This window comes from Streptomyces hiroshimensis (assembly GCF_014650335.1).
In the GTDB taxonomy this organism is placed as follows: Bacteria; Actinomycetota; Actinomycetes; order Streptomycetales; family Streptomycetaceae; genus Streptomyces; species Streptomyces hiroshimensis.
Genome location: NZ_BMUT01000009.1, coordinates 69555 through 95313, shown reverse-complemented (window position 1 = coordinate 95313; position 25759 = coordinate 69555). Strand labels below are relative to the sequence as shown.

At 69.5% G+C, this 25759-nt stretch carries 21 protein-coding genes, 2 tRNA genes and 4 pseudogenes; 15 read left to right on the top strand and 12 right to left on the bottom strand.

What is annotated here, in order from left to right:
• Positions 1-17: 17 nt before the first annotated feature.
• The gene (gene trxB, locus IE241_RS20800; RefSeq protein WP_190023305.1) at positions 18-986 is read left to right on the top strand and encodes a thioredoxin-disulfide reductase; all 969 of its coding nucleotides are present in this window, start codon (positions 18-20) and stop codon (positions 984-986) included.
• 53 nt (positions 987-1039) lie between these two features.
• On the top strand, positions 1040-1366 hold the full coding sequence (gene trxA / locus IE241_RS20795) for a thioredoxin (RefSeq protein WP_190023304.1): 327 nt from the start codon (positions 1040-1042) through the stop codon (positions 1364-1366).
• A 106-nt stretch (positions 1367-1472) separates the two neighbouring features.
• Here trxA and IE241_RS20790 read toward each other — a convergent pair whose 3' ends face one another.
• The 9 genes and pseudogenes from IE241_RS20790 to rpmH form a co-directional block, all read right to left on the bottom strand.
• Positions 1473-2090, bottom strand: a complete 618-nt coding sequence (locus IE241_RS20790) for a GNAT family N-acetyltransferase (protein ID WP_058045325.1) — start codon at positions 2088-2090, stop codon at positions 1473-1475.
• A 314-nt stretch (positions 2091-2404) separates the two neighbouring features.
• A complete protein-coding gene (locus IE241_RS20785) occupies positions 2405-3511 on the bottom strand; it encodes a ParB/RepB/Spo0J family partition protein (protein ID WP_190023303.1) in 1107 nt (368 codons plus the stop codon).
• Positions 3508-4609: pseudogene (locus IE241_RS20780) on the bottom strand (ParA family protein). The gene IE241_RS20785 and the pseudogene IE241_RS20780 overlap by 4 nt, the downstream one beginning before the upstream one ends.
• A gap of 257 nt (positions 4610-4866) precedes the next feature.
• Complete coding sequence (gene rsmG / locus IE241_RS20775) at positions 4867-5577, bottom strand: 16S rRNA (guanine(527)-N(7))-methyltransferase RsmG (RefSeq protein ID WP_058045322.1); 711 nt, start codon at positions 5575-5577, stop codon at positions 4867-4869.
• Between the two features lie 165 nt (positions 5578-5742).
• On the bottom strand, positions 5743-6264 hold the full coding sequence (locus IE241_RS20770) for a Jag family protein (RefSeq protein WP_030366841.1): 522 nt from the start codon (positions 6262-6264) through the stop codon (positions 5743-5745).
• Between the two features lie 14 nt (positions 6265-6278).
• A complete protein-coding gene (yidC, locus tag IE241_RS20765) occupies positions 6279-7403 on the bottom strand; it encodes a membrane protein insertase YidC (RefSeq protein ID WP_190023302.1) in 1125 nt (374 codons plus the stop codon).
• Positions 7404-7406: 3 nt separating this feature from the next.
• Complete coding sequence (yidD, locus tag IE241_RS20760) at positions 7407-7724, bottom strand: membrane protein insertion efficiency factor YidD (RefSeq protein ID WP_190023301.1); 318 nt, start codon at positions 7722-7724, stop codon at positions 7407-7409.
• A 62-nt stretch (positions 7725-7786) separates the two neighbouring features.
• Positions 7787-8155, bottom strand: a pseudogene (rnpA, locus tag IE241_RS20755) (ribonuclease P protein component); the annotation flags it as partial.
• 25 nt (positions 8156-8180) lie between these two features.
• A complete protein-coding gene (gene rpmH, locus IE241_RS20750; protein ID WP_003949374.1) occupies positions 8181-8318 on the bottom strand; it encodes a 50S ribosomal protein L34 in 138 nt (45 codons plus the stop codon).
• Positions 8319-8740: 422 nt separating this feature from the next.
• Between rpmH and IE241_RS35135 the strand changes: the two are divergent.
• The 11 genes and pseudogenes from IE241_RS35135 to IE241_RS20700 all read left to right on the top strand — a co-directional run.
• Positions 8741-9277: pseudogene (locus tag IE241_RS35135) on the top strand (chromosomal replication initiator protein DnaA); the annotation flags it as partial.
• 114 nt (positions 9278-9391) lie between these two features.
• Positions 9392-10735: pseudogene (dnaA, locus tag IE241_RS20745) on the top strand (chromosomal replication initiator protein DnaA); the annotation flags it as partial.
• A gap of 892 nt (positions 10736-11627) precedes the next feature.
• Positions 11628-12758 carry a DNA polymerase III subunit beta gene (gene dnaN, locus IE241_RS20740; RefSeq protein WP_168097023.1) on the top strand — a complete coding sequence of 377 codons (1131 nt, stop codon included), beginning with the start codon at positions 11628-11630 and terminating at the stop codon, positions 12756-12758.
• A 215-nt stretch (positions 12759-12973) separates the two neighbouring features.
• Complete coding sequence (gene gnd / locus IE241_RS20735; protein WP_179081729.1) at positions 12974-13849, top strand: phosphogluconate dehydrogenase (NAD(+)-dependent, decarboxylating); 876 nt, start codon at positions 12974-12976, stop codon at positions 13847-13849.
• 85 nt (positions 13850-13934) lie between these two features.
• Positions 13935-15059: a DNA replication/repair protein RecF gene (gene recF / locus IE241_RS20730; RefSeq protein ID WP_190023298.1), complete on the top strand. Its 1125-nt coding sequence runs from the start codon at positions 13935-13937 to the stop codon at positions 15057-15059.
• Entirely contained in the window at positions 15056-15589 is a 534-nt protein-coding gene (locus tag IE241_RS20725) for a DciA family protein (RefSeq protein ID WP_190023297.1), read from the top strand. The genes recF and IE241_RS20725 overlap by 4 nt, the downstream gene beginning before the upstream one ends.
• A 331-nt stretch (positions 15590-15920) precedes the next feature.
• Positions 15921-17969 carry a DNA topoisomerase (ATP-hydrolyzing) subunit B gene (gene gyrB, locus IE241_RS20720; protein WP_190023296.1) on the top strand — a complete coding sequence of 683 codons (2049 nt, stop codon included), beginning with the start codon at positions 15921-15923 and terminating at the stop codon, positions 17967-17969.
• A 52-nt stretch (positions 17970-18021) separates the two neighbouring features.
• On the top strand, positions 18022-20652 hold the full coding sequence (gene gyrA / locus IE241_RS20715; RefSeq protein ID WP_190023295.1) for a DNA gyrase subunit A: 2631 nt from the start codon (positions 18022-18024) through the stop codon (positions 20650-20652).
• A 468-nt stretch (positions 20653-21120) separates the two neighbouring features.
• Positions 21121-21705 (top strand): DUF3566 domain-containing protein, encoded by a 585-nt coding sequence (locus IE241_RS20710; RefSeq protein ID WP_444545152.1) that lies wholly within the window; start codon positions 21121-21123, stop codon positions 21703-21705.
• A 72-nt stretch (positions 21706-21777) separates the two neighbouring features.
• Positions 21778-21851, top strand: a tRNA-Ile gene (locus IE241_RS20705).
• 181 nt (positions 21852-22032) lie between these two features.
• Positions 22033-22167, top strand: coding sequence for a DLW-39 family protein (locus IE241_RS20700; protein WP_003958712.1), 135 nt, complete (start codon positions 22033-22035; stop codon positions 22165-22167).
• 116 nt (positions 22168-22283) lie between these two features.
• Here IE241_RS20700 and IE241_RS20695 read toward each other — a convergent pair whose 3' ends face one another.
• Both IE241_RS20695 and IE241_RS20690 read right to left on the bottom strand, forming a co-directional pair.
• The gene (locus IE241_RS20695) at positions 22284-23453 is read right to left on the bottom strand and encodes a serine/threonine-protein kinase (protein ID WP_190023294.1); all 1170 of its coding nucleotides are present in this window, start codon (positions 23451-23453) and stop codon (positions 22284-22286) included.
• A gap of 13 nt (positions 23454-23466) precedes the next feature.
• The gene (locus tag IE241_RS20690; RefSeq protein ID WP_058045309.1) at positions 23467-24012 is read right to left on the bottom strand and encodes a helix-turn-helix domain-containing protein; all 546 of its coding nucleotides are present in this window, start codon (positions 24010-24012) and stop codon (positions 23467-23469) included.
• A 118-nt stretch (positions 24013-24130) separates the two neighbouring features.
• Between IE241_RS20690 and IE241_RS20685 the strand changes: the two genes are divergently transcribed.
• A tRNA-Ala gene (locus tag IE241_RS20685) sits at positions 24131-24203 on the top strand.
• Between the two features lie 78 nt (positions 24204-24281).
• On the opposite strand, the gene IE241_RS20680 is transcribed toward IE241_RS20685, so the two are convergent.
• Complete coding sequence (locus IE241_RS20680) at positions 24282-25349, bottom strand: helix-turn-helix transcriptional regulator (protein WP_190023293.1); 1068 nt, start codon at positions 25347-25349, stop codon at positions 24282-24284.
• A gap of 155 nt (positions 25350-25504) precedes the next feature.
• Between IE241_RS20680 and IE241_RS20675 the strand changes: the two genes are divergently transcribed.
• Positions 25505-25681 (top strand): hypothetical protein, encoded by a 177-nt coding sequence (locus tag IE241_RS20675; protein ID WP_190023292.1) that lies wholly within the window; start codon positions 25505-25507, stop codon positions 25679-25681.
• Positions 25682-25759: the final 78 nt, after the last annotated feature.

Here is a 25759-nt window from a genome sequence, read left to right as displayed (position 1 = left end):
AGACAAGGAAGACTCCCGTGAGCGACGTCCGCAACGTGATCATCATCGGCTCCGGGCCCGCGGGCTACACGGCCGCGCTCTACACCGCCCGCGCCTCGCTGAAGCCGCTGGTCTTCGAGGGTGCCGTGACCGCCGGTGGTGCCCTGATGAACACCACCGATGTCGAGAACTTCCCCGGCTTCCGTGAGGGCATCATGGGCCCGGACCTCATGGACAACATGCGGGCGCAGGCCGAGCGCTTCGGTGCCGAGCTGATCCCGGACGACATCATCGCGGTCGACCTGAGCGAAGAGATCAAGACCGTCACGGACTCCGCGGGCACCGTCCACCGCGCCAAGGCCGTGATCGTCACGACCGGCTCGCAGCACCGCAAGCTGGGCCTCCCCCGCGAGGACGAGCTCTCGGGCCGCGGCGTCTCCTGGTGCGCCACCTGCGACGGCTTCTTCTTCAAGGACCAGGACATCGCCGTCATCGGTGGCGGCGACACCGCGATGGAGGAGGCCACCTTCCTCTCGCGGTTCGCCAAGTCCGTCACCGTCGTCCACCGCCGTGACACCCTGCGGGCCAGCAAGGCCATGCAGGAGCGCGCCTTCGCCGACCCGAAGATCTCCTTCGTGTGGGACAGCGAGGTCGCCGAGATCCACGGCGAGAACAAGCTCTCCGGTCTGACCCTGCGCAACCTCAAGTCCGGCGAGACCTCCGAGCTCCCGGTCACCGGCCTGTTCATCGCGATCGGCCACGACCCGCGCACCGAGCTCTTCAAGGGTCAGCTGGAGCTGGACGACGAGGGCTACCTCAAGGTGGACGCCCCCTCCACCCGCACCAACCTGACCGGCGTGTTCGCCGCCGGTGACGTCGTGGACCACACCTACCGCCAGGCGATCACCGCCGCCGGTACGGGCTGCTCCGCGGCCCTGGACGCCGAGCGCTTCCTCGCCTCGCTCTCGGACAGCGAGCACGTCCGCGAGCCCGAGAAGACCGCCTGACGCACCCCCTTCCCCCCTCCCCGCCCCCACGCAGAAGAAATAAGGAGACCTCCGTGGCTCTCAAGGCTGTGACCGACAAGACCTTCGCCGAGGACGTCCTCAAGAGCGACAAGCCCGTGCTGGTGGACTTCTGGGCCGACTGGTGCGGTCCGTGCCGTCAGATCGCCCCCTCCCTGGAGGCGATCGCGGCCGAGTACGGCGACAAGATCGAGATCGTCAAGCTCAACATCGACCAGAACCCCGACACCGCTGCGAAGTACGGCGTGATGTCGATCCCCACCCTGAACGTCTACAAGGGTGGCGAGGTCGTCCAGACGATCGTCGGCGCCAAGCCGAAGGCCGCGCTGGAGCGCGAGCTGAGCAGCTTCATCCACGCGTAAGCGTCACCCGCGCGCATTCATCCGCGCGTCAGCAGCACTCTCCGGGCGGCCGGTGTGTTTCACGTGAAACGCACCGGCCGCCCGGCGTTTCACGGACAGGCGACGGCTACAGGGGCCGCAGCGCCGGCTCCTTCTGCACCGCACCCAGCAGGCGGTCCAGCGCCAGCTCGACGTCCTCCTTCCAGGAGAGCGCCGTCCTCAGCTCCAGCCGCAGCCGCGGATAGCGGGGGTGCGGCCGCACCGTTTTGAAGCCGACGGCCAGGAGGTGATCGGCCGGCAGCACACAGGCCGGTTCCTTCCAGCGCGCATCGGCGAAGGCCTCGATGGCCTTGAAGCCCCGCCGCAGGACGTCCTTGGCGGCGGTCTGCACCATCATCCGGCCCAGCCCCTGGCCCTGGAAGCCGGGCGTCAGCCATGCCGTCATCAGCTGGACCGCGTCCGCGGCGACAGGACTGGTGGAGAAGGCGGCGGACCGGGGGACATAGGCGGGCGGTGCGTAGAGCACAAAACCCACCGGGACCTCGTCGACGTAGGCCACCCGGCCACAGGATCCCCACTCCAGGAGGACTCCCGAGATCCAGGCCTCCTTCTCCAGTTCGGGCCGGCCGGCTTTCAGCGCGGCCTCACCGCTGACCGGGTCGAGTTCCCAGAAGACGCAGGAGCGACAGCGCTGGGGGAGGTCCGGGAGATTGTCCAGCGTGAGCGGTACGAGCCGACGCCCCATGGAGCCATTTCCTCACTTCCGTCGCGTGCCTTACTCCGGGCGGCGCTCAGCGCACTCCGCTCCTGGAGGAGGCTGCCGACGAATCCGCCGACTGCTCCCAGGCCGAAGCCTGTTGCCATCAGTCCGGTCCGGCTCACCCATCGCATGGCCCCGCCCCTCCGCGAACTGTGTCAACGTGGTTGCGCCATACCCCAACGCATCGTATCCGTGCGCGGATTGAGCGAACAGCAGGACAAGGCAAAGGGCGGGTTGTGTTCCACGTGAAACACAACCCGCCCCGGTGTACTGCTCGGCCCTGACGTCGGACCGTGCTGTCAGTCCTCGTCCTCGTGGGAGAGTTTCTGCTCCAGCACCCGGCCCTCACCCGGGGCGAGCGTGCCCAGGATGCGCTCCAGGTCCTCCATCGAGGCGAACTCGACGACGATCTTGCCCTTCTTCTGCCCGAGGTCGACCTTCACCCGGGTCTCGAAGCGGTCCGACAGCCGGGTGGCCAGATCGGTCAGCGCCGGGGAGACCCGGGCGCCGGCCCGGGGCCCCTTGGACTTGGAGGAGCTGCGCTTCCCCGGGTCCATCGTCTTCACGATCTCTTCGACGTTGCGCACCGACAGCCCCTCGGCCACGATCCGCTTGGCGAGCGTCTCCTGCTCCTCGGAGTCGGTCACCCCGACCAGAGCCCGGGCGTGACCGGCCATCAGCACACCGGAAGCGACCTTTTTCTGCACCTCCGGCGCCAGCTTCAGCAGCCGCAGCGTGTTGGTCACCATCGAGCGCGAGCGCCCGATCCGGCCGGCCAGCTCGTCGTGCGTGCAGTTGAAGTCCTTGAGGAGCTGGTCGTAGGCAGCGGCCTCCTCAAGGGGGTTCAGCTGAGCACGGTGGAGATTCTCCAGCAGTGCGTCGAGCAGCAGCTTGTCGTCTTCGGTCGCCCGGACGATGGCGGGGATCCGTTCCAGCCCTGCCTCCCGGCAGGCCCGCCAGCGCCGCTCGCCCATGATGAGCTCATAGCGCTCGGGGCCCAGACGCCGGACGACGACGGGCTGGAGCAGGCCCACCTCACGGATGGAGTGGATCAGCTCGTCGAGCGCGTCCGGGTCGAAGTACGCCCGCGGCTGCTTCGGGTTGGGCGTGATGGCATCCAACGGCAGCTCGGCGAAGTACGCCCCGGCCACCGTCTGCACCGACGCCTCGGCCTCCGCCTGGGCCCGGAGCGCCTCCGCATCCGTTTCACGTGAAACGGTGAAGTCCTTCACCGGCAGCGTGGTCACCTTGGCCGCTGCCACCCCCCGCTCCGGCGTGAGTACCGGTACCGCGGTGGGGGACGTGGCGTCGGACCCCACGGCGGGGCCGGCGCTCTCCGATGCCTTCGGCGCCGCTGGAATCAGGGCACCGAGCCCACGGCCCAGTCCTCTACGTCGATCGCTCACTGCAGCCCCTCCGACATGCTGTGCTGGTCTTGCTGTTGCTGGCGGCCCACCAGGTGAGCCCTACTGCCGTCGTAACGTACGCCGACCCCCCGCAGCGCGATCTCCCGGGCTGCCTCCAGATAGGAGAGCGCTCCACTGGAGCCCGGGTCGTACGTCAGAACCGTCTGCCCATAGCTCGGGGCCTCGGAGATCCGGACGGAGCGGGGAATGCTGGTCCGCAGCACCTCGTGGCCGAAGTGGGTGCGCACTTCATCGGCCACCTGGGAGGCCAGCCGGGTCCGCCCGTCGTACATCGTCAGCAGGATGGTCGAGACATGGAGCTGGGGGTTGAGGTGCCCACGCACCAGCTCGACATTGCGCAGGAGCTGGCCGAGGCCCTCCAGGGCGTAGTACTCGCACTGGATGGGGATCAGCACTTCCGCACCCGCGACCAGGGCGTTGACCGTCAGCAGGCCGAGCGAGGGCGGGCAGTCGATCAGGATGTAGTCGAGCGGCTGCTCATAGGCCTTGATCGCGCGGTCCAGCCGGCTCTCCCGGGCGACGAGCGAGACGAGCTCGATCTCGGCACCCGCCAGGTCGATCGTGGCGGGCGCGCAGAAGAGCCCCTCCACATCGACGACCGGCTGCACCACATCGGCGAGCTTCTTGCTGTCCACCAGGACGTCGTAGATCGACGGCACCTCGGCGTGGTGGTCGATGCCCAGAGCCGTCGAGGACCAGCACGCGGTTGCCATGGAGTGCCAGCGAGGCCGCCAGGTTCACGGTCGTCGTGGTCTTGCCCACGCCGCCCTTCTGGTTGGCGACCACCATCACCCGGGTCTGGTCCGGCCTGGGCATCGGGGGCGGCGGCGTTTCTGTTTCACGTGAAACAGCGCCCCCGTGCCCGGCCGGGGGTTCGGGGGTTGTCCCCCGAAAATCTGCAGCACGTGAAACAACGGTCGGGTCATCTGCCAAGGGACCGGCAGGGTCGCCCCCCGGCACGGACTCGGCAGGGCGGGGACCGGGGACCGGGTCGGCCATCGGCCCCGCGATATTGGCGTCGGACCGCAAGGATTCACTCTCCTCGACATCAGGCTCGCAATGGACAGAGCCTGCCATGCTTTCGGGTCTGTGAACCAGCGAGGCCCGTTCTCCTGTGGATGAATCCACGGTTCCTGTGGATACACCGGCATGTTCCGCCGTCCGCTGACCACGCGGCACAGCAGCGCGGCCCCGGCCGATGATTCCCTGCAACAAGGAGCGTCGTTTCACGTGAAACACGATGCAGCGCGCGCTCTACCCCATAGCGGCGACACTCCGCTATGGGTAGTTTTGGCAGGTTGTATGGAGCATTTCCCTGCTCCCCAGGGGTGATCTCAGCGCCGGCGGCGCGAGCGTCCCGCCGCCTTGGCCCGCTTCGCGGCGAAGCGCACGCCGCCCGGGCTCTCCCCCACCTCGACCCGGACCACGGTGGACGGCGGGTCCACCACGCCCTGGCCGACCTGGAGCACCGAGGTACGGACGACGCCGAGCTTGCTGAGCGCCGCACGGGCGCCCTTGAGCTCCTCCTCGGCGGTGTCGCCCTTGAGGGCGAGCATCTCGCCGTACGGCCGCAGCAGGGGCACGCCCCAGCCCGCCAGCCGGTCCAGCGGGGCCACCGCCCGGGCGGTGACGACGTGCACCGGCTGCACCTTGCCGAGCATCTCCTCGGCGCGGCCGCGGACGACGGTGACGTGGTCCAGGCCCAGCAGCTCCACGACCTCCTGGAGGAAGGTCGTACGGCGCAGCAGCGGCTCCAGCAGCGTGATCTGGAGGTCCGGACGGACCAGGGCCAGCGGAATGCCCGGCAGGCCGGCGCCCGAGCCCACGTCGCACACGGAGACGCCGTCCGGGACGGCCTCGGCGAGCACCGCGCAGTTCAGCAGATGCCGCTCCCACAGCCGCGGAACCTCTCGGGGACCGATGAGGCCACGCCGCACGCCGGCATCCGCGAGCACCTCGGCGTACCGAACGGCCTCCGGCAGGCGGTCACCGAAAACCTCCCGGGCCTCCGGGGGCGCCGGGGGGAGCTCCGCTGCCTCATCCACGGGAAACCGTCCTTCCGTACGACGTCTCTCTGAGAATCACTGAGAAATCAGAGTCTGAATATCAGGCTGACAAGGATCGGCCCCGCCTGCGAGCAGACGGGGCCGGACACACCTAGAAGTGGGATCGAGAAGCCGGGAGAGAACCGATCGGGCGGTTCAGGCGGTTCAGGCGGGGAGGACGACGACGAAGCGCTGGGGCTCCTCGCCCTCGGACTCGCTGCGCAGGCCCGCGGCGGCCACGGCGTCGTGGACGACCTTGCGCTCGAAGGGCGTCATCGGGTCCAGCTTGACCGCGCTGCCGGTGCTGCGGGCCTCGGCGGCCGCCTGGGCACCGACCTTCGCCAGCTCCTCGCGCTTGCGGGCGCGGAAGCCGGCGATGTCCAGCATGAGGCGGCTGCGGTCGCCGGTCTCCCGGTTCACGGCCAGACGGGTGAGCTCCTGGAGCGCCTCCAGCACCTCGCCGTCGCGGCCGACCAGCTTCTGCAGGTCACGGCTGGTCGAGTCGCTGATGATCGACACGGCGGCGCGGTCGGCCTCGACGTCCATGTCGATGTCGCCGTCGAGGTCGGCGATGTCCAGCAGACCCTCGAGGTAGTCGGCCGCGATCTCGCCCTCCTGCTCCAGGCGGGACAGGGTGTCGGTGCCCTCGGCGGCGACACCGCTGGTCTGGCGCTGCGTGTCCGTCACGGTGGACTCCTTCATCACTTCTTGGAGGGGTGCTTGGGCCGCTGCGGGCCGCTCTTGCGCTGCCCGGACTTGGATCCGCCGCCGGCCTGACCGGGCTTACCGCCCTTGGTGTCCTTGGCTTCCTTGGCGTCCGCGGCGTCCGTGTCCTGCTTCTTCTCCAGCGAGGGCTTCTGCTCGGCGGAGGAGGTGGCGGCCGTGGTGCCCGGCGCGGCGACCTGGCGCTTGGCCTTGGTCTGGCGCTTGGGCTGCTGGCGGTTGGCGCGGGCGGCCTCGACGGCCTTCTTCGCCTCGACCTCGACCGGGTCCTCCTTGAGCTTGCCCTTGGCGCGCAGGCGGTCCTGGCGCTGCTTGAAGGCGAGGCTGCCCGGAGTGGGGTTACGGCGGATGACGAACATCTGCTGACCCAGGGTCCACACGTTGGTGGTCAGCCAGTAGACGAGGACACCGACGGGGAAGTTGATGCCGAGGACGGCGAAGATGATCGGGAAGACGTACATCAGCATCTTCTGCTGCTGCATGAACGGCGTCTTCACGGAGAGGTCGACGTTCTTCGTCATCAGCTGGCGCTGCGTGTAGAACTGCGACAGCGACATCAGGACGATCATGAGGACGGTGACGACGCGGACGTCGGTCACCGTGGCGCCGAAGGACTCGATCTTCGAGGCGGAGTCCAGGAACTTCACCGACAGCGGGGCGCCGAAGATGTGCGCCTTCTGCGCGCTGTCGAGCAGCTCCTGGTTGATGACGCCGACCGTCTTGCCCTGCGCGATGTGGTTCAGGACCTGGTACAGCGAGATGAAGAAGGGCGACTGGGCCAGGATCGGAAGGCAGCTCGAGAGAGGGTTGGTGCCCGTCTCCTTGTAGAGCTTCATCATCTCTTCGGACTGGCGCTGCTTGTCGCTCTTGTAGCGCTCCTGGATCGCCTTCATCTTCGGCTGGAGCGCCTGCATGTTCCGCGTGGCCTTGATCTGCTTCACGAAGAGCGGGATCAGGCAGATGCGGATCAGGACCACCAGGGAGACGATGGACAGACCCCACGCCCAGCCGCTGTCCTTGTCGAAGACGAGGCTGTACAGCGAGTGGAACTGGACGATGATCCAGGAAACTGCGTAATAAAGAGGACCGAGGATCGTGTCCACGAATCAGGCTCCTTGGGCGTTGGGCTGAGTCTCGGGCTGTGCGGCAGGCCCCAAGGCGGGGTGCCCGCCCAGTCGGCTCCTCAGCCGCTGGTGCCAGACCGGACGCTTCCGGGGAGGTACGTGGTCGACACCACCGAGCGACCACGGATTGCAGCGCAGGATGCGCCAGGCCGTGAGCGCCGTTCCTTTGACCGCGCCGTGCACGTCAATGGCGGTGTAGCCATAGTGCGAGCACGACGGGTAGTACTTGCAGACCGGCCCCAGGAGTGGGCTGATGGTCCACTGATAGAGCTTGATCAACCACAGCAGCGGATACTTCACCGTGCGCTCCCTCCCTGGCTTCGGCCAAGGTCCCGGGGGGTGCCCCCGGGGGGATCGGAACGGCGCGGCGCCCCTCCCAACAGCCGCTGCAGTGCGGTGTCAAGATCACGGGCCAGCTCATCGTGGTCCGCCTCGCCCGAGCCGGGCAGGGCCCGTACCACCACCAGGCTACCGGCGGGCAGCTGATCGAGCCGGTCACGCATCAGGTGGCGAAGCCTGCGCTTCACCAGATTGCGGACTACGGCGACGCCGACGGCCTTGCTGACGACGAAACCCGCACGCACCGGGGGAGCATTCTCCCCAGGTGTGTGCGGGTCCGTTGTACCGCTACGGAGGTGGACGACGAGGAGCGGGCGCCCGGCCCTGCGTCCTCGGCGCACCGCGGTCGCAAAGTCCTCGCGCCGCCTCAGCCGATTGTCGGTAGGCAGCACGGCATGGACCTATTGGTCAGGCTGCTCAGGCCGACAGACGGGCGCGACCCTTGCCACGGCGGGACGCGAGAATCGCGCGGCCGGCACGGGTGCGCATGCGCAGGCGGAAGCCGTGGGTCTTCGCGCGGCGGCGGTTGTTCGGCTGGAAGGTGCGCTTGCTCACTCGGGGGCTCCAGAAATGAATCGGTGGTGGCGGGACATCGCCTGGCTGTCACCGTGCGCCCACGAGAAGCTCGCAACGCCCGAGTGCACCGCTTCATGACCGCATCAGATACTCGACACGGCCTTTGCCCATCGGAGGCAGGCGGCAGCAGCCATCGACAACTCGACCTGGTCACGGTACGCGCGGCTACGCCATTCGGTCAAACCGGCAGCGCACCAGGGATACACCGTAGCCCGCCGCGGGCCGATGGGACGACACGCCCCGCCCCATGGCACATTTGTACACACCCTGTGGACAACGACTTGAACCACGTACCGCGGCCTGACTACCGTGGCTGAACTCCGAATCCTTCCCGCCCGTCCCGAGAACCACACATTCGTGGGACTCGCGGGGCGCCCCCAGTGACTGAGAGAGCGTGCCCTGTGGCTGACCTGCCTGCCGATCTTGCCGCAGTGTGGCCGCGCGTGCTCGACCAGCTCCTGGGAGAGGGCCGGGACAAGCGCGGCCAGGGCGTCGAGACCAAGGACGAGCACTGGATCAAGCGGTGCCAGCCGCTGGCCCTCGTCGCGGACACCGCCCTGCTGGCCGTGCCCAACGAATTCGCCAAGGGCGTGCTGGAGGGCCGGCTGGCCCCGATCGTCAGCGAGACGCTCAGCCGCGAGTGCGGCCGCCCCATCCGGATCGCGATCACCGTCGACGACTCCGCGGGCGAGCCCCCCGCCGAGCGCCCCCAGGCCCCGCAGCAGTCCCGCTACGACGAGCCCGCGGGCCGTGGCGGCGGTCAGGGCCGCGATGCCTACGAGGCCCGTGACGGCTACGAGGGCTATGACAGCGGCGCCTACGAGGGCCGCGAGAGCTACGGCCGCCAGGCCCCCTCCGACGACCTGCCCTCCGTGCGCCCCGCCTACCCGGACTACCAGCAGCAGCGCCCCGAGCCCGGCGCCTGGCCGCGCCACTCGGCCCCCTCCGGCCCCCCGGTCCAGCCCCCGGGCGACCGTGACGAGCGCAGTGACCGTGGTGATCGCGGCGATCGCGGCGATCGCGGTGACCGAGGCGATCGCGGTGACCGAGGCGACAGGAACGACTACAGCTGGCAGCAGCAGCGCCTCGGTGGTTTCGCCGAGGGCGAACGCGATCCGTACGCCTCGCAGCACTCCGCCGGCTCCTACGAGCAGCAGGGGCCGTACGACCAGCAGGGCTCGTACGAGCAGACGTCCGGCTACCGGCCGCAGCCGCCCGAGCGCATGCCGTACGAGCAGCAGCGCCGCGATCTGCCCGAGAGCCACCCGCGCGGCGGTGACCGCGGCGGCGAGCGGCCCCCGGCCGGCGGCGCCCCCGGCCCGCTCGCGGCCAAGCCCGCCCCGGCCTCGGGCCCCGGCGAGCCGACCGCCCGGCTGAACCCCAAGTACCTCTTCGACACCTTCGTCATCGGCGCGTCCAACCGCTTCGCGCACGCCGCCGCGGTCGCGGTGGCCGAGGCGCCGGCGAAGGCGTACAACCCCCTCTTCATCTACGGCGAGTCGGGCCTGGGGAAGACCCACCTGCTGCATGCCATCGGGCACTACGCGCGCAGCCTCTACCCGGGCACGCGCGTGCGCTATGTGAGCTCCGAGGAGTTCACCAACGAGTTCATCAACTCCATCCGCGACGGCAAGGCGGACGCGTTCCGCAAGCGCTATCGCGACATGGACATCCTGCTGGTCGACGACATCCAGTTCCTGGCGAGCAAGGAGTCGACGCAGGAGGAGTTCTTCCACACCTTCAACACGCTCCACAACGCCAACAAGCAGATCGTGCTGTCCTCGGACCGGCCGCCCAAGCAGCTGGTGACCCTGGAGGACCGGCTGCGCAACCGCTTCGAGTGGGGCCTGATCACGGACGTCCAGCCGCCGGAGCTGGAGACCCGGATCGCGATCCTGCGCAAGAAGGCGGTGCAGGAGCAGCTCAACGCCCCGCCGGAGGTCCTGGAGTTCATCGCCTCCCGCATCTCGCGCAACATCCGCGAGCTGGAGGGGGCGCTGATCCGGGTGACGGCCTTCGCGAGCCTGAACCGCCAGCCCGTCGACCTGGGCCTGACCGAGATCGTCCTCAAGGACCTGATCCCGGGCGGCGAGGACGCCTCGCCGGAGATCACGGCGCCGGCCATCATGGCGGCGACGGCGGACTACTTCGGGCACACCGTCGAGGACCTGTGCGGGGCCTCGCGCAGCCGGGTGCTGGTGACGGCGCGCCAGATCGCGATGTACCTCTGCCGCGAGCTCACGGACCTGTCGCTGCCGAAGATCGGTGCACAGTTCGGCGGCCGCGACCACACGACGGTGATGCACGCGGACCGCAAGATCCGTGCGCTGATGGCCGAGCGGCGCTCCATCTACAACCAGGTGACCGAGCTGACGAACCGCATCAAGAACGGCTGAGGACGGCTCACGAGAGCCGCGAGGACCGCCTGAGGGCGCTTCGGGACGCTTCCCGGAGCGCCCTTTTCGCGGTCCCGGAGGCGACCCGGAGGCGTTCCGAGGGCGTTCCTGGGCCGCCTCCGGACGGCCGGGCGTCCACAGCCGTGGACCGCTCTGTTCGAATCCGTCCGCCGTACCCGGGGTTCTCCACAGATTCCTTGCCGACCGGCTGTCCACACGCTGGGGACTGTGAAGTTGTCCAGACGCTGTCCACAGAGGAGGCTGTTGATAGCCCATCAGGCGAGGTCAGGGGCGTGTGGATTTGTGGCCGACGGGATTCCACAGCCTGTGGACGACGGATTCACCCACAAGGCGGCATGACCGTTGTCCACCGGCGACCCACAGGCGAGTGGATGTTGTACACAGCCTTTCCACACCCCTGTCCACTGTTCGGCAACGAAACGCCCGAGCTCACCGCACCGAGTGAAAGGCGTCACACCAAGGTGCCGGATTGGGCTGTGGGGAACCTGGGTAAAGCTGGGGACAGCCCTGGGGAGAAGTACCCCCTGCCTGTGCACCGGTTGTGCAGAACTTTCCGCGGTCCACAGAACACCCCGCTTATCCACCGCCCCCACCCACAGGCCCGGTGGACAAAAAACTGGCGTTGACCTGGGCAAAGACGGTTGTCCACCGTTTCCACAGGCCCTACTACTACGACCACAGAGATCAAGCGGGGAACTCGTTTCGAAGTGGGTCCTGTGCACAACTCGGCTGCGGGCCGCGCCACGCCCTCCGACCCGACTTGACCCCGAGACGCACCAGCTGTCAGCGGTGTGCGTCAGACTGGTCTCCGGCAAGCAGCCGACGAAGACGCCAGCAGGGCGAGCCAGCAACAAGCAGGAGGCGGTTTCCGGTGAAGATCCGGGTGGAGCGCGATGTACTCGCGGAGGCAGTGGCCTGGGCGGCCCGCAGCCTCCCGGCCCGTCCGCCGGTGCCCGTCCTCGCGGGCCTTCTGCTGAAGGCCGAGGAAGGCTCCCTGAGCCTCTCCGGCTTCGACTACGAGGTCTCGGCCCGCGTCTCGGTCGACGCCGATGTGGAGGAGGACGGCACCGTCCTCGTCTCCGGCCGCCTCCTGGCCGACATCTGCCGCGCACTTCCCAACAGGCCTGTGGAAATCTCCACCGACGGTGTGCGTGTCACCGTGGTCTGCGGCTCCTCGCGATTCACACTCCACACCCTGCCTGTGGAGGAATACCCGGCCCTGCCCCAGATGCCCACGGCCACGGGCACCGTCCCGGCCGAGGTCTTCGCCGCCGCTGCCGCCCAGGTCGCCATCGCCGCCGGCCGTGACGACACCCTGCCGGTGCTCACCGGTGTCCGCATCGAGATCGAGGGCGACACCGTCACCCTGGCCTCCACCGACCGCTACCGCTTCGCGGTCCGCGAGTTCATGTGGAAGCCCGAGACGCCGGACATCTCCGCGGTCGCCCTGGTCCCCGCCAAGACCCTGCTGGACACCGCCAAGTCCCTCAGCGGCGGCGACTCCGTCTCGATCGCCCTGGCCGGCTCCGGCAAGGGCGAGGGCCTGATCGGCTTCGAGGGCGCCGGCCGCCGCACCACCACGCGGCTGCTCGAAGGCGACCTGCCGAAGTACCGCACGCTCTTCCCGACCGAGTTCAACTCCGTCGCCGTGATCGAGACCGCCCCGTTCGTCGAGGCCGTCAAGCGCGTGGCGCTCGTCGCCGAGCGGAACACCCCGGTGCGGCTGAGCTTCGAGCAGGGCGTGCTGATCCTGGAGGCCGGCTCCAGCGACGATGCACAGGCTGTGGAGCGGGTGGACGCCGCGCTCGAGGGTGACGACATCTCGATCGCCTTCAACCCCGGCTTCCTGCTGGAGGGCCTGTCGGCGATCGACTCGCCGGTCGCCCAGCTGTCCTTCACGACGTCGACGAAGCCGGCGCTGCTGAGCGGCAAGCCCGCGCTCGACGCCGAGGCGGACGACGCGTACAAGTACCTGATCATGCCGGTTCGCCTGTCCGGCTGAGGATGACGGCGGAGGGCTCACAGCCGGTCTCTTCCGGCTGCGAGCCCGCTGTGGCCGGTCGCGCCCGCCCGGCGGAGCCGCAGATGTACACGCTTGCGGCCCTCATGGGGCGCGGCCCGGCCCGTTTGAGCGCTACAGCCCTCCAGGTGTGCATCCGTTACCAGGCGTAGGCTCGGACCCAGGTACGAACCCACTCAAGGCATAGAGGATCACCCATGGAGCTCGGTCTCGTCGGTCTCGGCAAGATGGGCGGCAACATGCGCGAGCGCATCCGCCGCGCAGGCCACACCGTCATCGGATACGACCGCAACCCGGACCTCGCGGATGTCAGCAGCCTCAAGGAGCTGGTGGACTCCCTCCAGGGGCCGCGCGTCGTATGGGTCATGGTCCCGGCCGGCGCGGCGACGCAGGCCACCATCGACGAGCTCGGCGAGCTGCTCTCCCCGGGTGACGTCGTCGTCGACGGCGGCAACTCCCGCTGGACGGACGACGAGAAGCACGCCGAGGAGCTGGGCGCCAAGGGCATCGGCTTCGTCGACTGCGGCGTCTCCGGCGGCGTCTGGGGCCTGGAGAACGGCTACGCGCTGATGTACGGCGGCGACGCCGCGAACGTCGCCCGCGTCCAGCCCGTCTTCGACGCGCTCAAGCCCGAGGGTGACTTCGGCTCCGTGCACGCGGGCAAGGTCGGCGCCGGCCACTTCGCGAAGATGGTCCACAACGGCATCGAGTACGCCATGATGCAGGCCTACGCCGAGGGCTGGGAGCTGCTGGAGAAGGTCGACTCCGTCACGGACGTGCGCGAGGTCTTCCGCAGCTGGCAGGAGGGCACGGTCATCCGCTCCTGGCTGCTGGACCTCGCGGTCAACGCCCTCGACCAGGACGAGCACCTCGACAAGCTGCGCGGTTACGCGGCCGACTCCGGCGAGGGCCGCTGGACGGTCGAGGCCGCGATCGACAACGCCGTGCCGCTGCCCGCGATCACCGCGTCGCTCTTCGCCCGCTTCGCGTCCCGCCAGGACGACTCCCCGCAGATGAAGATGATCGCCGCGCTGCGCAACCAGTTCGGCGGCCACGCCGTCGAGAGCAAGTAGTACCGAAGCAGCAGCACCAAGCACCACAGCAGTAACAGCATCACCAGCAGGACGAGCAGTACACAGCGGAAGAGGTCGGCGCACCATGCATGTCTCGCATCTGTCGCTGGCCGACTTCCGCTCGTACGCCCGGGTCGAGGTCCCGCTCGACCCGGGCGTCACGGCGTTCGTGGGACCCAACGGCCAGGGCAAGACCAATCTCGTCGAGGCGATCGGCTATCTGGCCACCCTCGGCAGCCACCGGGTCTCCTCGGACGCCCCCCTGGTCCGGATGGGCGCCGACCGCGCCGTCGTGCGCGCCGCCGTCGTCCAGGGCGAGCGGCAGCAGCTGATAGAGCTGGAGCTCAACCCCGGCAAGGCCAACCGCGCTCGGATCAACCGGTCGTCCCAGGTCAGGCCGCGGGACGTGCTCGGCATCGTACGGACGGTGCTGTTCGCCCCGGAGGACCTGGCCCTGGTCAAGGGCGACCCCGGCGAGCGCCGCCGCTTCCTCGACGAGCTGATCACCGCGCGCTCCCCGCGCATGGCGGGCGTCCGCTCCGACTACGAGCGCGTCCTCAAGCAGCGCAACACTCTCCTCAAGAGCGCCGCCATGGCCCGCCGCCACGGCGGCCGCGGCCTCGACCTCTCCACGCTCGACATCTGGGACCAGCACCTGGCCCGCGCCGGAGCAGAGCTGCTGGCCCAGCGGCTGAACCTGATCGACGAGCTGCGGCCGCTGGCCGACAAGGCCTACGAACAGCTGGCGCCCGGCGGCGGCCCGGTGTCCTTCGAGTACCGCGGCCCGGCCGCGATCGAGGGCGCGCGCAGCCGCGAGGAGCTCTGCGAGGCGCTGCTGGCGGCGCTCGCCGAGGCCCGCAAGCAGGAGATCGAGCGGGGCGTGACGCTGATCGGCCCGCACCGCGACGACCTCCTCCTCAAGCTCGGCCGGCTTCCGGCGAAGGGGTACGCGAGCCACGGCGAGTCCTGGTCGTACGCGCTGGCGCTGCGCCTGGCCTCGTACGAGCTGCTGCGCTCCGAGGGCAACGAGCCGGTGCTCGTCCTGGACGACGTCTTCGCCGAACTGGACGCCCGGCGCCGCGAGCGGCTGGCGGAGCTGGTCGCCCACGGCGAGCAGGTCCTGGTGACCGCCGCCGTGGACGACGACGTGCCGGAGATCCTCACCGGCGCCCGGTACGCGGTCTCCGAAGGCAGGGTCGAGCGCGTATGAGCACGCCTTCCGAGCAGCCGAAGACGCCCGAGCCGTCCGGGGTGGACCTGGCGCGGGTCGCGCTGCGCGCCGCCAAGGAGCAGGCGAAGGCGCGGGGCGCGGCGGCCCAGCAGAAGAAGCACGTCCGCCGCGGCGGGGTGCTGCGCTCCGGCGCGCGCGCCGACGGCCGGGACCCGCTGCCGCTGGGCGCCGCCATCAACAGGCTGATCACCGAGCGGGGCTGGGAGAAGCCCGCGGCGGTGGGCGGGGTGATGGGCCGCTGGCCGCAGATCGTGGGGGACACCCTGGCCCTGCACTGCGCGCCGCAGAACTTCGACGAGGACTCCCACGTCCTGACCGTCCAGTGCGACTCGACGGCGTGGGCGACCCAGCTGCGGCTGCTGGCGCCCCAGCTGGTGGCCCGGCTGAACGACGACCTCGGGCACGGCACCGTTCGGACGATCAAGGTGCTCGGTCCGGGCGGACCGGGCCGCCGCTACGGCTCGCTGCGCGCCCCCGGCAGCACGGGCCCGGGCGACACCTACGGGTGACCGAAGTGGCGCGGGATGACGCGGGTGGACTCCCGGGACAGCGGGGGCCGGCGCTGAGACCCCGCTCACGGTAGCGGGCGGTTGACAGCCCGAAGCGCTGAGTGCCGCTGTGAGCCTCTTGGAGCCCGGGGCCACATATAGGGAGTCGGCTGATGCCGGTTCAGGGCGGCACGTGAAGGCTCAGGCACCGCCAAACCCCCATTCATGTCAGCGCTACCGGTAGACTGGTGCCAATCCCGCCGGCTTGCGGGACTCGTCGACCAACGCAGAACGACGCAGCCGCTCCTGCCTGCCTCGGGTGGGGTCTCCCCGCCGCAGTCGGGGATGGCCTGTGCTGTGCCAGAAAGGGCGCTTCGTGGCCGATTCCGGCAACCCCAACGAGAACACCACCCCTTCCACGGACGGTACGGCCGAGGCCGTACCCGCGGGGGGCGCATCCGCGTCGTACGACGCCAGTGCGATCACCGTCCTGGAGGGTCTGGACGCCGTCCGCAAGCGGCCCGGTATGTACATCGGCTCGACCGGTGAGCGCGGCCTGCACCACCTCGTCTACGAGGTCGTGGACAACTCCGTCGACGAGGCCCTCGCGGGCCACGCGGACACCATCGACGTCACGATCCTCTCCGACGGCGGCGTGCGCGTCGTGGACAACGGCCGTGGCATCCCGGTCGGCATCGTCCCCTCCGAGGGCAAGCCCGCCGTCGAGGTCGTGCTGACCGTCCTGCACGCGGGCGGCAAGTTCGGCGGCGGCGGCTACGCCGTCTCCGGTGGTCTGCACGGTGTCGGCGTCTCGGTCGTCAACGCCCTGTCGACGCGCGTCGCGGTCGAGGTCAAGACCGACGGCTACCGCTGGACGCAGGACTACAAGCTCGGCGTCCCGACCGCCCCGCTGCAGCAGAACGAGGCGACCGACGAGCACGGCACCTCGGTCACCTTCTGGGCCGACGGCGACATCTTCGAGACCACCGAGTACTCCTTCGAGACGCTCTCGCGGCGCTTCCAGGAGATGGCGTTCCTCAACAAGGGCCTCACCATCTCGCTGACGGACGAGCGCCCGGCCCACGTGGACGAGGAGGGCAAGCCCCTCACCGTCCGCTACCACTACGAGGGCGGCATCTCCGACTTCGTCCGCTACCTGAACTCGCGCAAGGGCGAGGTCATTCACCCCACGGTGATCGACTTCGAGGCCGAGGACAAGGAGCGGATGCTCTCGCTCGAGGTCGCGATGCAGTGGAACACCCAGTACAGCGAGGGTGTCTACAGCTTCGCCAACACCATCCACACCCACGAGGGCGGTACGCACGAGGAAGGCTTCCGCGCGGCGCTCACCGGTCTGATCAACCGCTACGCGCGCGACAAGAAGCTGCTCCGCGAGAAGGACGACAACCTCACGGGCGACGACATCCGCGAGGGTCTGACGGCGATCATCTCCGTCAAGCTGGGCGAGCCGCAGTTCGAGGGCCAGACCAAGACCAAGCTGGGCAACACCGAGGCCAAGACCTTCGTGCAGAAGGTCGTCCACGAGCAGCTGACGGACTGGCTGGACCGCAACCCCAACGAGGCCGCGGACATCATCCGCAAGTCCATCCAGGCCGCCACCGCGCGCGTCGCGGCCCGCAAGGCCCGTGACCTCACGCGCCGCAAGGGCCTGCTGGAGACGGCGTCGCTGCCGGGCAAGCTCTCGGACTGCCAGTCGAACGAGCCGGCCAAGTGCGAGATCTTCATCGTCGAGGGTGACTCCGCCGGCGGCTCGGCCAAGTCCGGCCGGAACCCGCAGTACCAGGCGATCCTCCCGATCCGCGGCAAGATCCTCAACGTCGAGAAGGCCCGGATCGACAAGATCCTGCAGAACCAGGAGATCCAGGCGCTGATCTCCGCCTTCGGCACCGGCGTGCACGAGGACTTCGACATCGCGAAGCTCCGCTATCACAAGATCATCCTGATGGCGGACGCCGACGTCGACGGTCAGCACATCAACACCCTGCTGCTCACCTTCCTCTTCCGCTTTATGCGTCCGCTGGTCGAGGCCGGTCACGTCTACCTCTCCCGTCCCCCGCTCTACAAGATCAAGTGGGGCCGGGACGACTTCGAGTACGCCTACTCCGACCGCGAGCGCGACGCCCTGATCCAGCTCGGCCGCGAGAACGGCAAGCGGATCAAGGACGACTCGGTCCAGCGCTTCAAGGGTCTCGGTGAGATGAACGCCGAGGAGCTGCGCGTGACCACGATGGACGTCGACCACCGCGTCCTCGGCCAGGTCACCCTGGACGACGCCGCGCAGGCGGACGACCTGTTCTCGGTGCTCATGGGCGAGGACGTCGAGGCCCGGCGCTCCTTCATCCAGCGCAACGCCAAGGACGTCCGCTTCCTCGACATCTGAGCCTGTCGGCCCACCCCGAGACAGCCGCAGCGCGAAAGGACTTTGAACACCCATGGCCGACGAAACCCCTGAGACCCCCACCGCCCCCGTGCCCGAGGTGACCCCCGAGGGCGCTCCCGCCCCGCTGGAGGGCGTGGGCATGCGCGTCGAGCCCGTCGGGCTCGAGACGGAGATGCAGCGCTCCTACCTCGACTACGCGATGTCCGTCATCGTCTCGCGTGCCCTGCCCGACGTGCGCGACGGCCTCAAGCCGGTGCACCGCCGCGTGCTCTACGCGATGTACGACGGCGGCTACCGGCCCGAGAAGGGCTTCTACAAGTGCGCCCGCGTCGTCGGTGACGTCATGGGTACGTACCACCCGCACGGCGACGCCTCCATCTACGACGCCCTGGTCCGCCTCGCCCAGCCCTGGGCCATGCGGATGCCGCTGGTGGACTCCAACGGCAACTTCGGTTCCCCGGGCAACGACCCGGCCGCCGCCATGCGCTACACCGAGTGCAAGATGGCGCCGCTGTCCATGGAGATGGTCCGGGACATCGACGAGGAGACCGTCGACTTCCAGGACAACTACGACGGCCGCAACCAGGAGCCGACGGTCCTGCCGTCGCGCTTCCCCAACCTGCTGGTCAACGGCTCCGCCGGCATCGCCGTCGGCATGGCCACCAACATCCCGCCGCACAACCTGCGCGAGGTGGCCGAGGGTGCCCAGTGGTACCTGGCCAACCCGGAGGCCACGCCGGAGGAGCTGCTCGACGCCCTCGTCGAGCGCATCAAGGGCCCCGACTTCCCGACCGGCGCCCTCGTGGTGGGCCGCAAGGGCATCGAGGAGGCCTACCGCACCGGCCGCGGCTCGATCACCATGCGCGCCGTGGTCGAGGTCGAGGAGATCCAGAACCGCCAGTGCCTGGTGGTCACCGAGCTCCCCTACCAGACCAACCCGGACAACCTCGCGCAGAAGATCGCCGACCTCGTGAAGGACGGCAGGATCGGCGGCATCGCCGACGTCCGCGACGAGACCTCGTCCCGTACGGGCCAGCGCCTGGTGATCGTCCTCAAGCGGGACGCCGTCGCCAAGGTCGTGCTGAACAACCTCTACAAGCACACCGACCTGCAGACGAACTTCGGCGCCAACATGCTGGCGCTGGTCGACGGCGTGCCGCGCACCCTCTCCCTCGACGCGTTCATCCGCAACTGGGTGACGCACCAGATCGAGGTCATCGTCCGGCGCACCCGCTTCCGGCTGCGCAAGGCCGAGGAGCGCGCCCACATCCTGCGCGGTCTGCTCAAGGCGCTCGACGCCATCGACGAGGTCATCGCGCTCATCCGGCGCAGCGAGACCGTCGACGTCGCCCGCGAGGGCCTGATGGGCCTGCTGCAGATCGACGAGATCCAGGCCAACGCGATCCTGGAGATGCAGCTGCGCCGGCTGGCCGCCCTGGAGCGCCAGAAGATCGTGGCGGAGCACGACGAGCTCCAGGCGAAGATCAACGAGTACAACGCGATCCTCGCCTCGCCCGAGCGTCAGCGTCAGATCATCAGCGAGGAACTGACCGCGATCGTCGAGAAGTTCGGCGAGGACCGGCGCTCGGCGCTGGTGCCCTTCGACGGTGACATGTCCATCGAGGACCTGATCGCCGAGGAGGACATCGTCGTCACGATCAGCCGTGGCGGCTATGTGAAGCGCACCAAGACCGACGACTACCGCTCGCAGAAGCGCGGCGGCAAGGGCGTGCGGGGCACGAAGCTCAAGGAAGACGACATCGTCGACCACTTCTTCGTCTCCACCACCCACCACTGGCTGCTGTTCTTCACCAACAAGGGCCGGGTCTACCGCGCCAAGGCCTACGAGCTGCCGGACGCCGGCCGTGACGCCCGCGGCCAGCACGTGGCCAACCTGCTGGCCTTCCAGCCGGACGAGAAGATCGCCCAGATCCTCGCCGTCCGCGACTACGACGTCGCGCCGTACCTGGTGCTCGCCACCAAGTCGGGCCTGGTGAAGAAGACCCCGCTCAAGGACTACGACTCCCCGCGCTCCGGCGGCGTCATCGCCATCAACCTGCGCGAGACGGAGAGCGGCGGCGAGGACGAGCTGATCGGTGCCGAGCTGGTCTCCGCCGCGGACGACCTGCTGCTGATCAGCAAGAAGGCGCAGTCGATCCGCTTCACCGCTACGGATGAAGCCCTCCGCCCGATGGGCCGGGCCACCTCCGGCGTCAAGGGCATGAGCTTCCGCGAGGGCGACGAGCTGCTCTCGATGAGCGTCGTGCGCCCGGGGACGTTCGTCTTCACCGCCACCGACGGCGGTTACGCGAAGCGGTCGAACGTGGACGAGTACCGCGTTCAGGGCCGCGGCGGCCTCGGTATCAAGGCGGCCAAGATCGTGGAGGATCGTGGCTCGCTGGTCGGTGCGCTGGTGGTCGAGGAGACCGACGAGATCCTTGCCATTACGCTCGGCGGCGGCGTGATCCGTACACGGGTCAGCGAGGTCAGGGAGACGGGCCGTGACACCATGGGCGTCCAGCTGATCAACTTGGGCAAGCGCGATGCCGTTGTGGGCATCGCACGGAACGCCGAAGCCGGTCGCGAGGCTGAAGAGGTCGATGAGCCGGCCGATGCAGTCGAGGGCGACGGAGCTGAGGGTGCCGAGGGCGCATCCGCCCCGGCAGGGAACATCGAGGAGTAAGTCGTGAGTCGAGCCACGGGCGCCGCGGCAAGCGGTGCAGGTGCCGAGCGCAGCACTACCGCCGCACCTGCTACCGATGAGGCCGGCGCCCGTGGCTCCGGCGCGGACGCCGACTCCCGGGCGGGGACGCTGACGGACACCAAGCCGGAGCCGTATCACCCGCCGCAGGCGTACGAGCCGCCGGCCGGTTCCGCCGGCGCCGGGGCGTCCGGGGCCGATGAGGCCGCCGGTTCCGCCGACGCCGGGAAGCCGGCCAAGGCGGCGAAGGCCGCGAAGGCCGGAAAGACCACGAGCTCCGAAGCTGCGCAGTCCGCAGACGTGAAGGCCGCCGAGGCCGGGAAGGCTGCATCCGTGGCAGACGAGGCTGAGAGCGCGAAGGCCGGCGGCAACGGGGGCAGGCCCGCCCCGAAGAACGCGGCGAAGGCCGCTTCGGCCGATCCGCGGAACGCCGTCAAGGCTCCGCCGCGGATCCCCGGCCAGGACGGCTCCAAGGCCGCTGCGGGCGCCCTCAAGAAGGGCGCTGCCGCCAAGGGCTCCCAGGCGCCCCAGGCGGCCCCGCAGGAGCCCGGGAAGCCCGGTGGGGCCAAGGGCTCCGTGCCGCGCCCGGCGGCCCCTCAGGAGGCCGCACGCCCCGGTGGGGCTGCGGGTGCCGTGCCGCGTCCGGCGGCCCGTCCGGAGCCGCGTACGCGCACGGCACGGCTGCGGGTGGCCAAGGCCGATCCGTGGTCGGTGATGAAGGTCAGCTTCCTGCTGTCGATCGCGCTGGGCGTGTGCACGATCGTGGCGGCGGCCGTGCTGTGGGCGGTCATGGACGCCATGGGCGTCTTCTCGACCGTGGGCGGCACGATCAGCGACGCCACGAGCTCCAGTGACGGCGGCGGCTTCGACCTGCAGTCGTTCCTGTCGCTGCCGCACACCCTGCTCTTCACGTCGGTCATCGCCGTGATCAACGTGGTGCTGGCCACCGCGCTGGCCACGCTGGGGTCCTTCATCTACAACCTCTCGGCAGGCTTCGTGGGCGGCGTGGAGCTCACGCTGGCCGAGGACGAATAGCGGCGGACCGGGGCCCGGTCCGACAGGATTTTGGGACTGGGCCCCGAGTGCGCTAATCTTTCGGTGTCGCGCGGGGCTATAGCTCAGACGGTTAGAGCGCTTCCCTGATAAGGAAGAGGCCACAGGTTCAAGTCCTGTTAGCCCCACCGCACGATCGGCCCGGACGGAGATTTCTCCGCCCGGGCCGATCTGTTTTCGCCGGGCGGGGAGTTGGGCCCGCGGCCGGATCGCGGACCGGACGCCGCACAGGTCACCGATCGGTATCGGCCGGTGTGTATCATCGGCCACCAGAGGTCCCCTTACGTCAAGGAAAGACGAGGTCGCGCGGTGAAGAAGCTCCTCCTGGTCGCACTGGCCGCCATCGGCGGGCTCCTCGTGTACCGCCAGATCCAGGCGGATCGCGCCGAGCAGGACCTGTGGACGGAGGCGACCGACTCCGTGCCCGCAGGTTCGGGTGTGTGAGACAAAAACGAGTCCTGAGCAGGGCCCCGGCCGACACGGCCGGGGCCCTGCTGTTTTCGGCTGTTTTCGGCCACTCCGCTGTTTTCGACTGCAAATAATTGGGTTGCGAAAGCAATCTAGGCGGCGGTGAGCGCCCAGATGCCGATCCCCAGGCAGAGCAGCGCGACGATCAGCACCGGTACGGCCACCTTCGCGGGCGGGCCGGGCTGCCGGGCGCGATGCCGTACGGCCGGCAGCGCAGTGGAGGGCAGCGCAGTGGAAGGCAGCGCTGGGGAGGGCAGTGCCGCCGTGTACGCGCGCGTGGGCAGCGCCGGCGGATGCTGCAGCGGGGTCTGCACGGCCGGCAGCCGGGACGGCGGCAGGGGCGGGTAGGCCGGCAGGGGCGGGGGCACCGGGCCGGGCGCGTGGGCCGGGCCTTCCGGGCCGAATCCCGCGGGCAGCGGGCCGAGCTGGTCGAAGACCTCGATGGGCTCCTCGCCGGCGGTGGGGCCGTCCATCATCTCCACGGCCGCGGCAAGCGCCTTGCGCGCCCCTGTGGCGGTACGGAAGCGCAGCCCCGGCTCGGGCTGCAGGAGGCCCGCGATCACCTGCCAGAGCGGCTCGGGGACCTCTTCCGGGGCGCCGGGCGTGCCGTGCTCGGTGAAGCGCTCCACGAGCGCCTCGGCGTCGGGCTTGCGGCCCGTGAGGAGATACAGCGCCGTCAGGCCGACCGCGTAGAGGTCGGCCGGGAAATCGGGCTCTTCGCCCAGCATTTGCTCGGGGGCGAAATAACCGGGGGTGCCCATCACATAGTTGACGTCGGTGAGGCGCGGCTCGCCCTTGCGCATGGCGATGCCGAAGTCGGAGAGCCGTACGTGGGGACGGCCGGTGCCGGTGGCCTCCAGCAGGATGTTGGCGGGCTTGATGTCCCGGTGCACCACGCCTTCCGCGTGCACCGCCGCGAGGCCGGACAGCAGCTGGTCGAGCAGCACGCACGCGTAGTGCGGCGGCAAGGGGCCGTAGTCGCCGATGAGATGGGCGAGGGAGCCGCCGCTCACCACGTCCATGGTGAACAGCACCTTGTCGTCGTCGGCCGCCCAGCTCATCGGTGCGACCACATGGGGGTGGTCGATCCGTAACCCCTGCTCGCGGACGAACCTCAGCAGGGTGTGGGCGTCGCTCTGCTGGAGGACCTTGGCCGCCACGTAGCGGCGCCGGCGGCGGTCCCAGGCGCGCCAGACGGCCCCCACCCCGCCCCGGCCGATCGGGTCCACCAGCTCGTACCGCCCGGCGAAGAGCTCACCCATCGCGTGCGCGCGGTCAGCTCTGGTGGGCCTCGTAGTGCGCGACCGCCTCGGCGGTCCGCCCGGCGCCGTACACCCGCAGGAATTCGGCCAGTTCGGGGTGGGTGGGGGCGAGGCTCTGCGCGGCTTCGATGATGTCGCCGGCGCCGGCCACGGAGCGCAGCAGGGACTGGATCTCGCGGACCACGCGGCGGACGGTGGGCGCGCCGCTGCTGGCCGTCGTCTGCGTGGAGTTGAGGACGGAGCCGCCCGAGCTCTTCTTGACCTCCTCCATCCGGTCCGCGGCCTCCGCGGCGCTCACGGTGCCGTCCGCGACCTGGCTGGAGAGCTCCTGCAGGGCCTGGACGCGCTGGACCACCGCGGGGTTGCCGATCTTCGCGCGCTGGCCGCTCATCAGCTGCGAGAGCATGGGGGCGGACAGGCCCAGCACGGAGGCCAGGCGGGCCTGATTGAGGCCGAGGTCGTCGATGAGACGGCGGAAGAGCGCCCCCAGAGGCTCTCCGTACCAGCTCCGCTGCAGCTCCCGTGCGCGCGCGGTGGCTTCCTGCTGTGCTGCGTCCATCTGGCTCTCCCCTTCGCTTCGCTGCAGCGAATCTTGCGGTGCATCCTACGGAGAGTGCTGGGCCCCGGCGATACCCGGTCGGAAAAGAGCCCGGGCACCGGGTAGTCTGGTCGGCGACGGGGCCTTAGCTCAGTTGGTAGAGCGCTGTCTTTGCATGGCAGATGTCAGGGGTTCGACTCCCCTAGGCTCCACAGACAATCCCCTCTGACCTGCGGAAACGCAGGGCAGAGGGGATTTTTTCATGGCGGCGCCGGGTGGCGCGGTCCATCTCAGCCGTCCAGCAGACCGGCGCGGCGGGCATAGCTTCCCGCCTGGAAACGGCTCTGGGCGCCGAGCTCGGCGAGCAGCTCGGTGACGTGACGCCGGTAGGTGGTGACGGACATGGCGAGCCGGCGGGCCGCCATCCCGTCCTTCATGCCGGACTCCAGGAGTTCGAGGATGGAGCGGCGCAGTTCGTCCTTGGCCGAGCCGTCGTCGGACGCCCCGGTGAAGGGCCGCGCGGAATCCCACACGCTCTCCCAGGACCGGTAGAGGAAGCGCACGAGCGAGGGGTCCCGGACGGCGAGCGCGCCCTTGCCGTCGCCGGGGGAGCCGTCCGCGGAGCTGCCGTGGTCGGCGAGGACGGCGGTGGTGGCGTCGAAGAACAGGACCCGGTCCGGCACGTGGGCGGTGGTGCGCACCTGGGCGCCGAGCGCCACCATCTTGCTCAGGTGCTGCTGCATATAGGCATGGGTGAGCACGGAGTGGGGATAGATGGTCCGCATGAGCACGCCGCGGTCGATCACCTCGGTGGTGCGCTGCAGCCCCTCCTCCAGCGTCGTGGGGGTCGGCAGGTCGGGGTGGGCCGCGGCGACTTCCACCCGGGCGGCGGCGGAGAGGCGTTCGAGGGCGGAGCGGACGGCGTCGAGGAGGGTCAGGTACTCGATCGGCGTCCGGGTGAAGTGGCCGTGCCAGGACTCCTCGAAGACGGGCTTCATCGCCATGACGTGGCTGCTCATCCGCTCGGATTCGCGGTGCAGTTGCTGGATCTGCGCCTCGATCGGCCCGGTGACGTGGGTGACCGCGACGTCGGGGCTGCGGGGGGCGTATTCGGTGTCGCGCCAGGTGGTGTCCGGCGCCCCCGCGGGCCGGGCGGCGTCCGGAGCGTCCTCGGTGGGGTGGAGCAGGTGCAGCCGGGAGAGGTCCTCCACCGCGGCGCAGACCTCGGCTCCGGGCACGTCCAGGTGCAGTGCCGCCGCTCTCGGCCGGAGCCGTCCGTGCTCGAGTGCCATGCGGTAGAGCAGCACATGGAGGTCACCGAGAGGCGAGAGCGGGGCCTCCGTAGCGATTTTGTCCATTTTCTTCTCATTCGTCGGCCGGGTGGAGGGTGGAGAGAACTCGCTGACGACTTCTCGCCATGCGGTGCTTATGGCGTCCGGTCTCCTTCCCGAGGCACCGTATGTGCATCGGGAAGTGGCGCCTGACTCGCCACTGCATAACGGGGGGATTTCACATGAAGTTCAAGTTCGCTATTTCTTCTTTCATTGCCGCGGCCGGCATTGTCGGGGCGTTCGGGGGGACCGCGCTCGCGGCTCAGGCCGGCACGGGTACGGCGGTCGGCGAGAAGGTCGTTGTAACGGCCAAGCAGGACACCACCGACGACATCGTCTGGCAGAGCCTGCCCCGGTAGACCGGGCCGGCACACGGCCAAGGGAATCCATGATTCCGCTGATGTTCGCCCCGACAGGAACCGAACGGTGGTATCCGA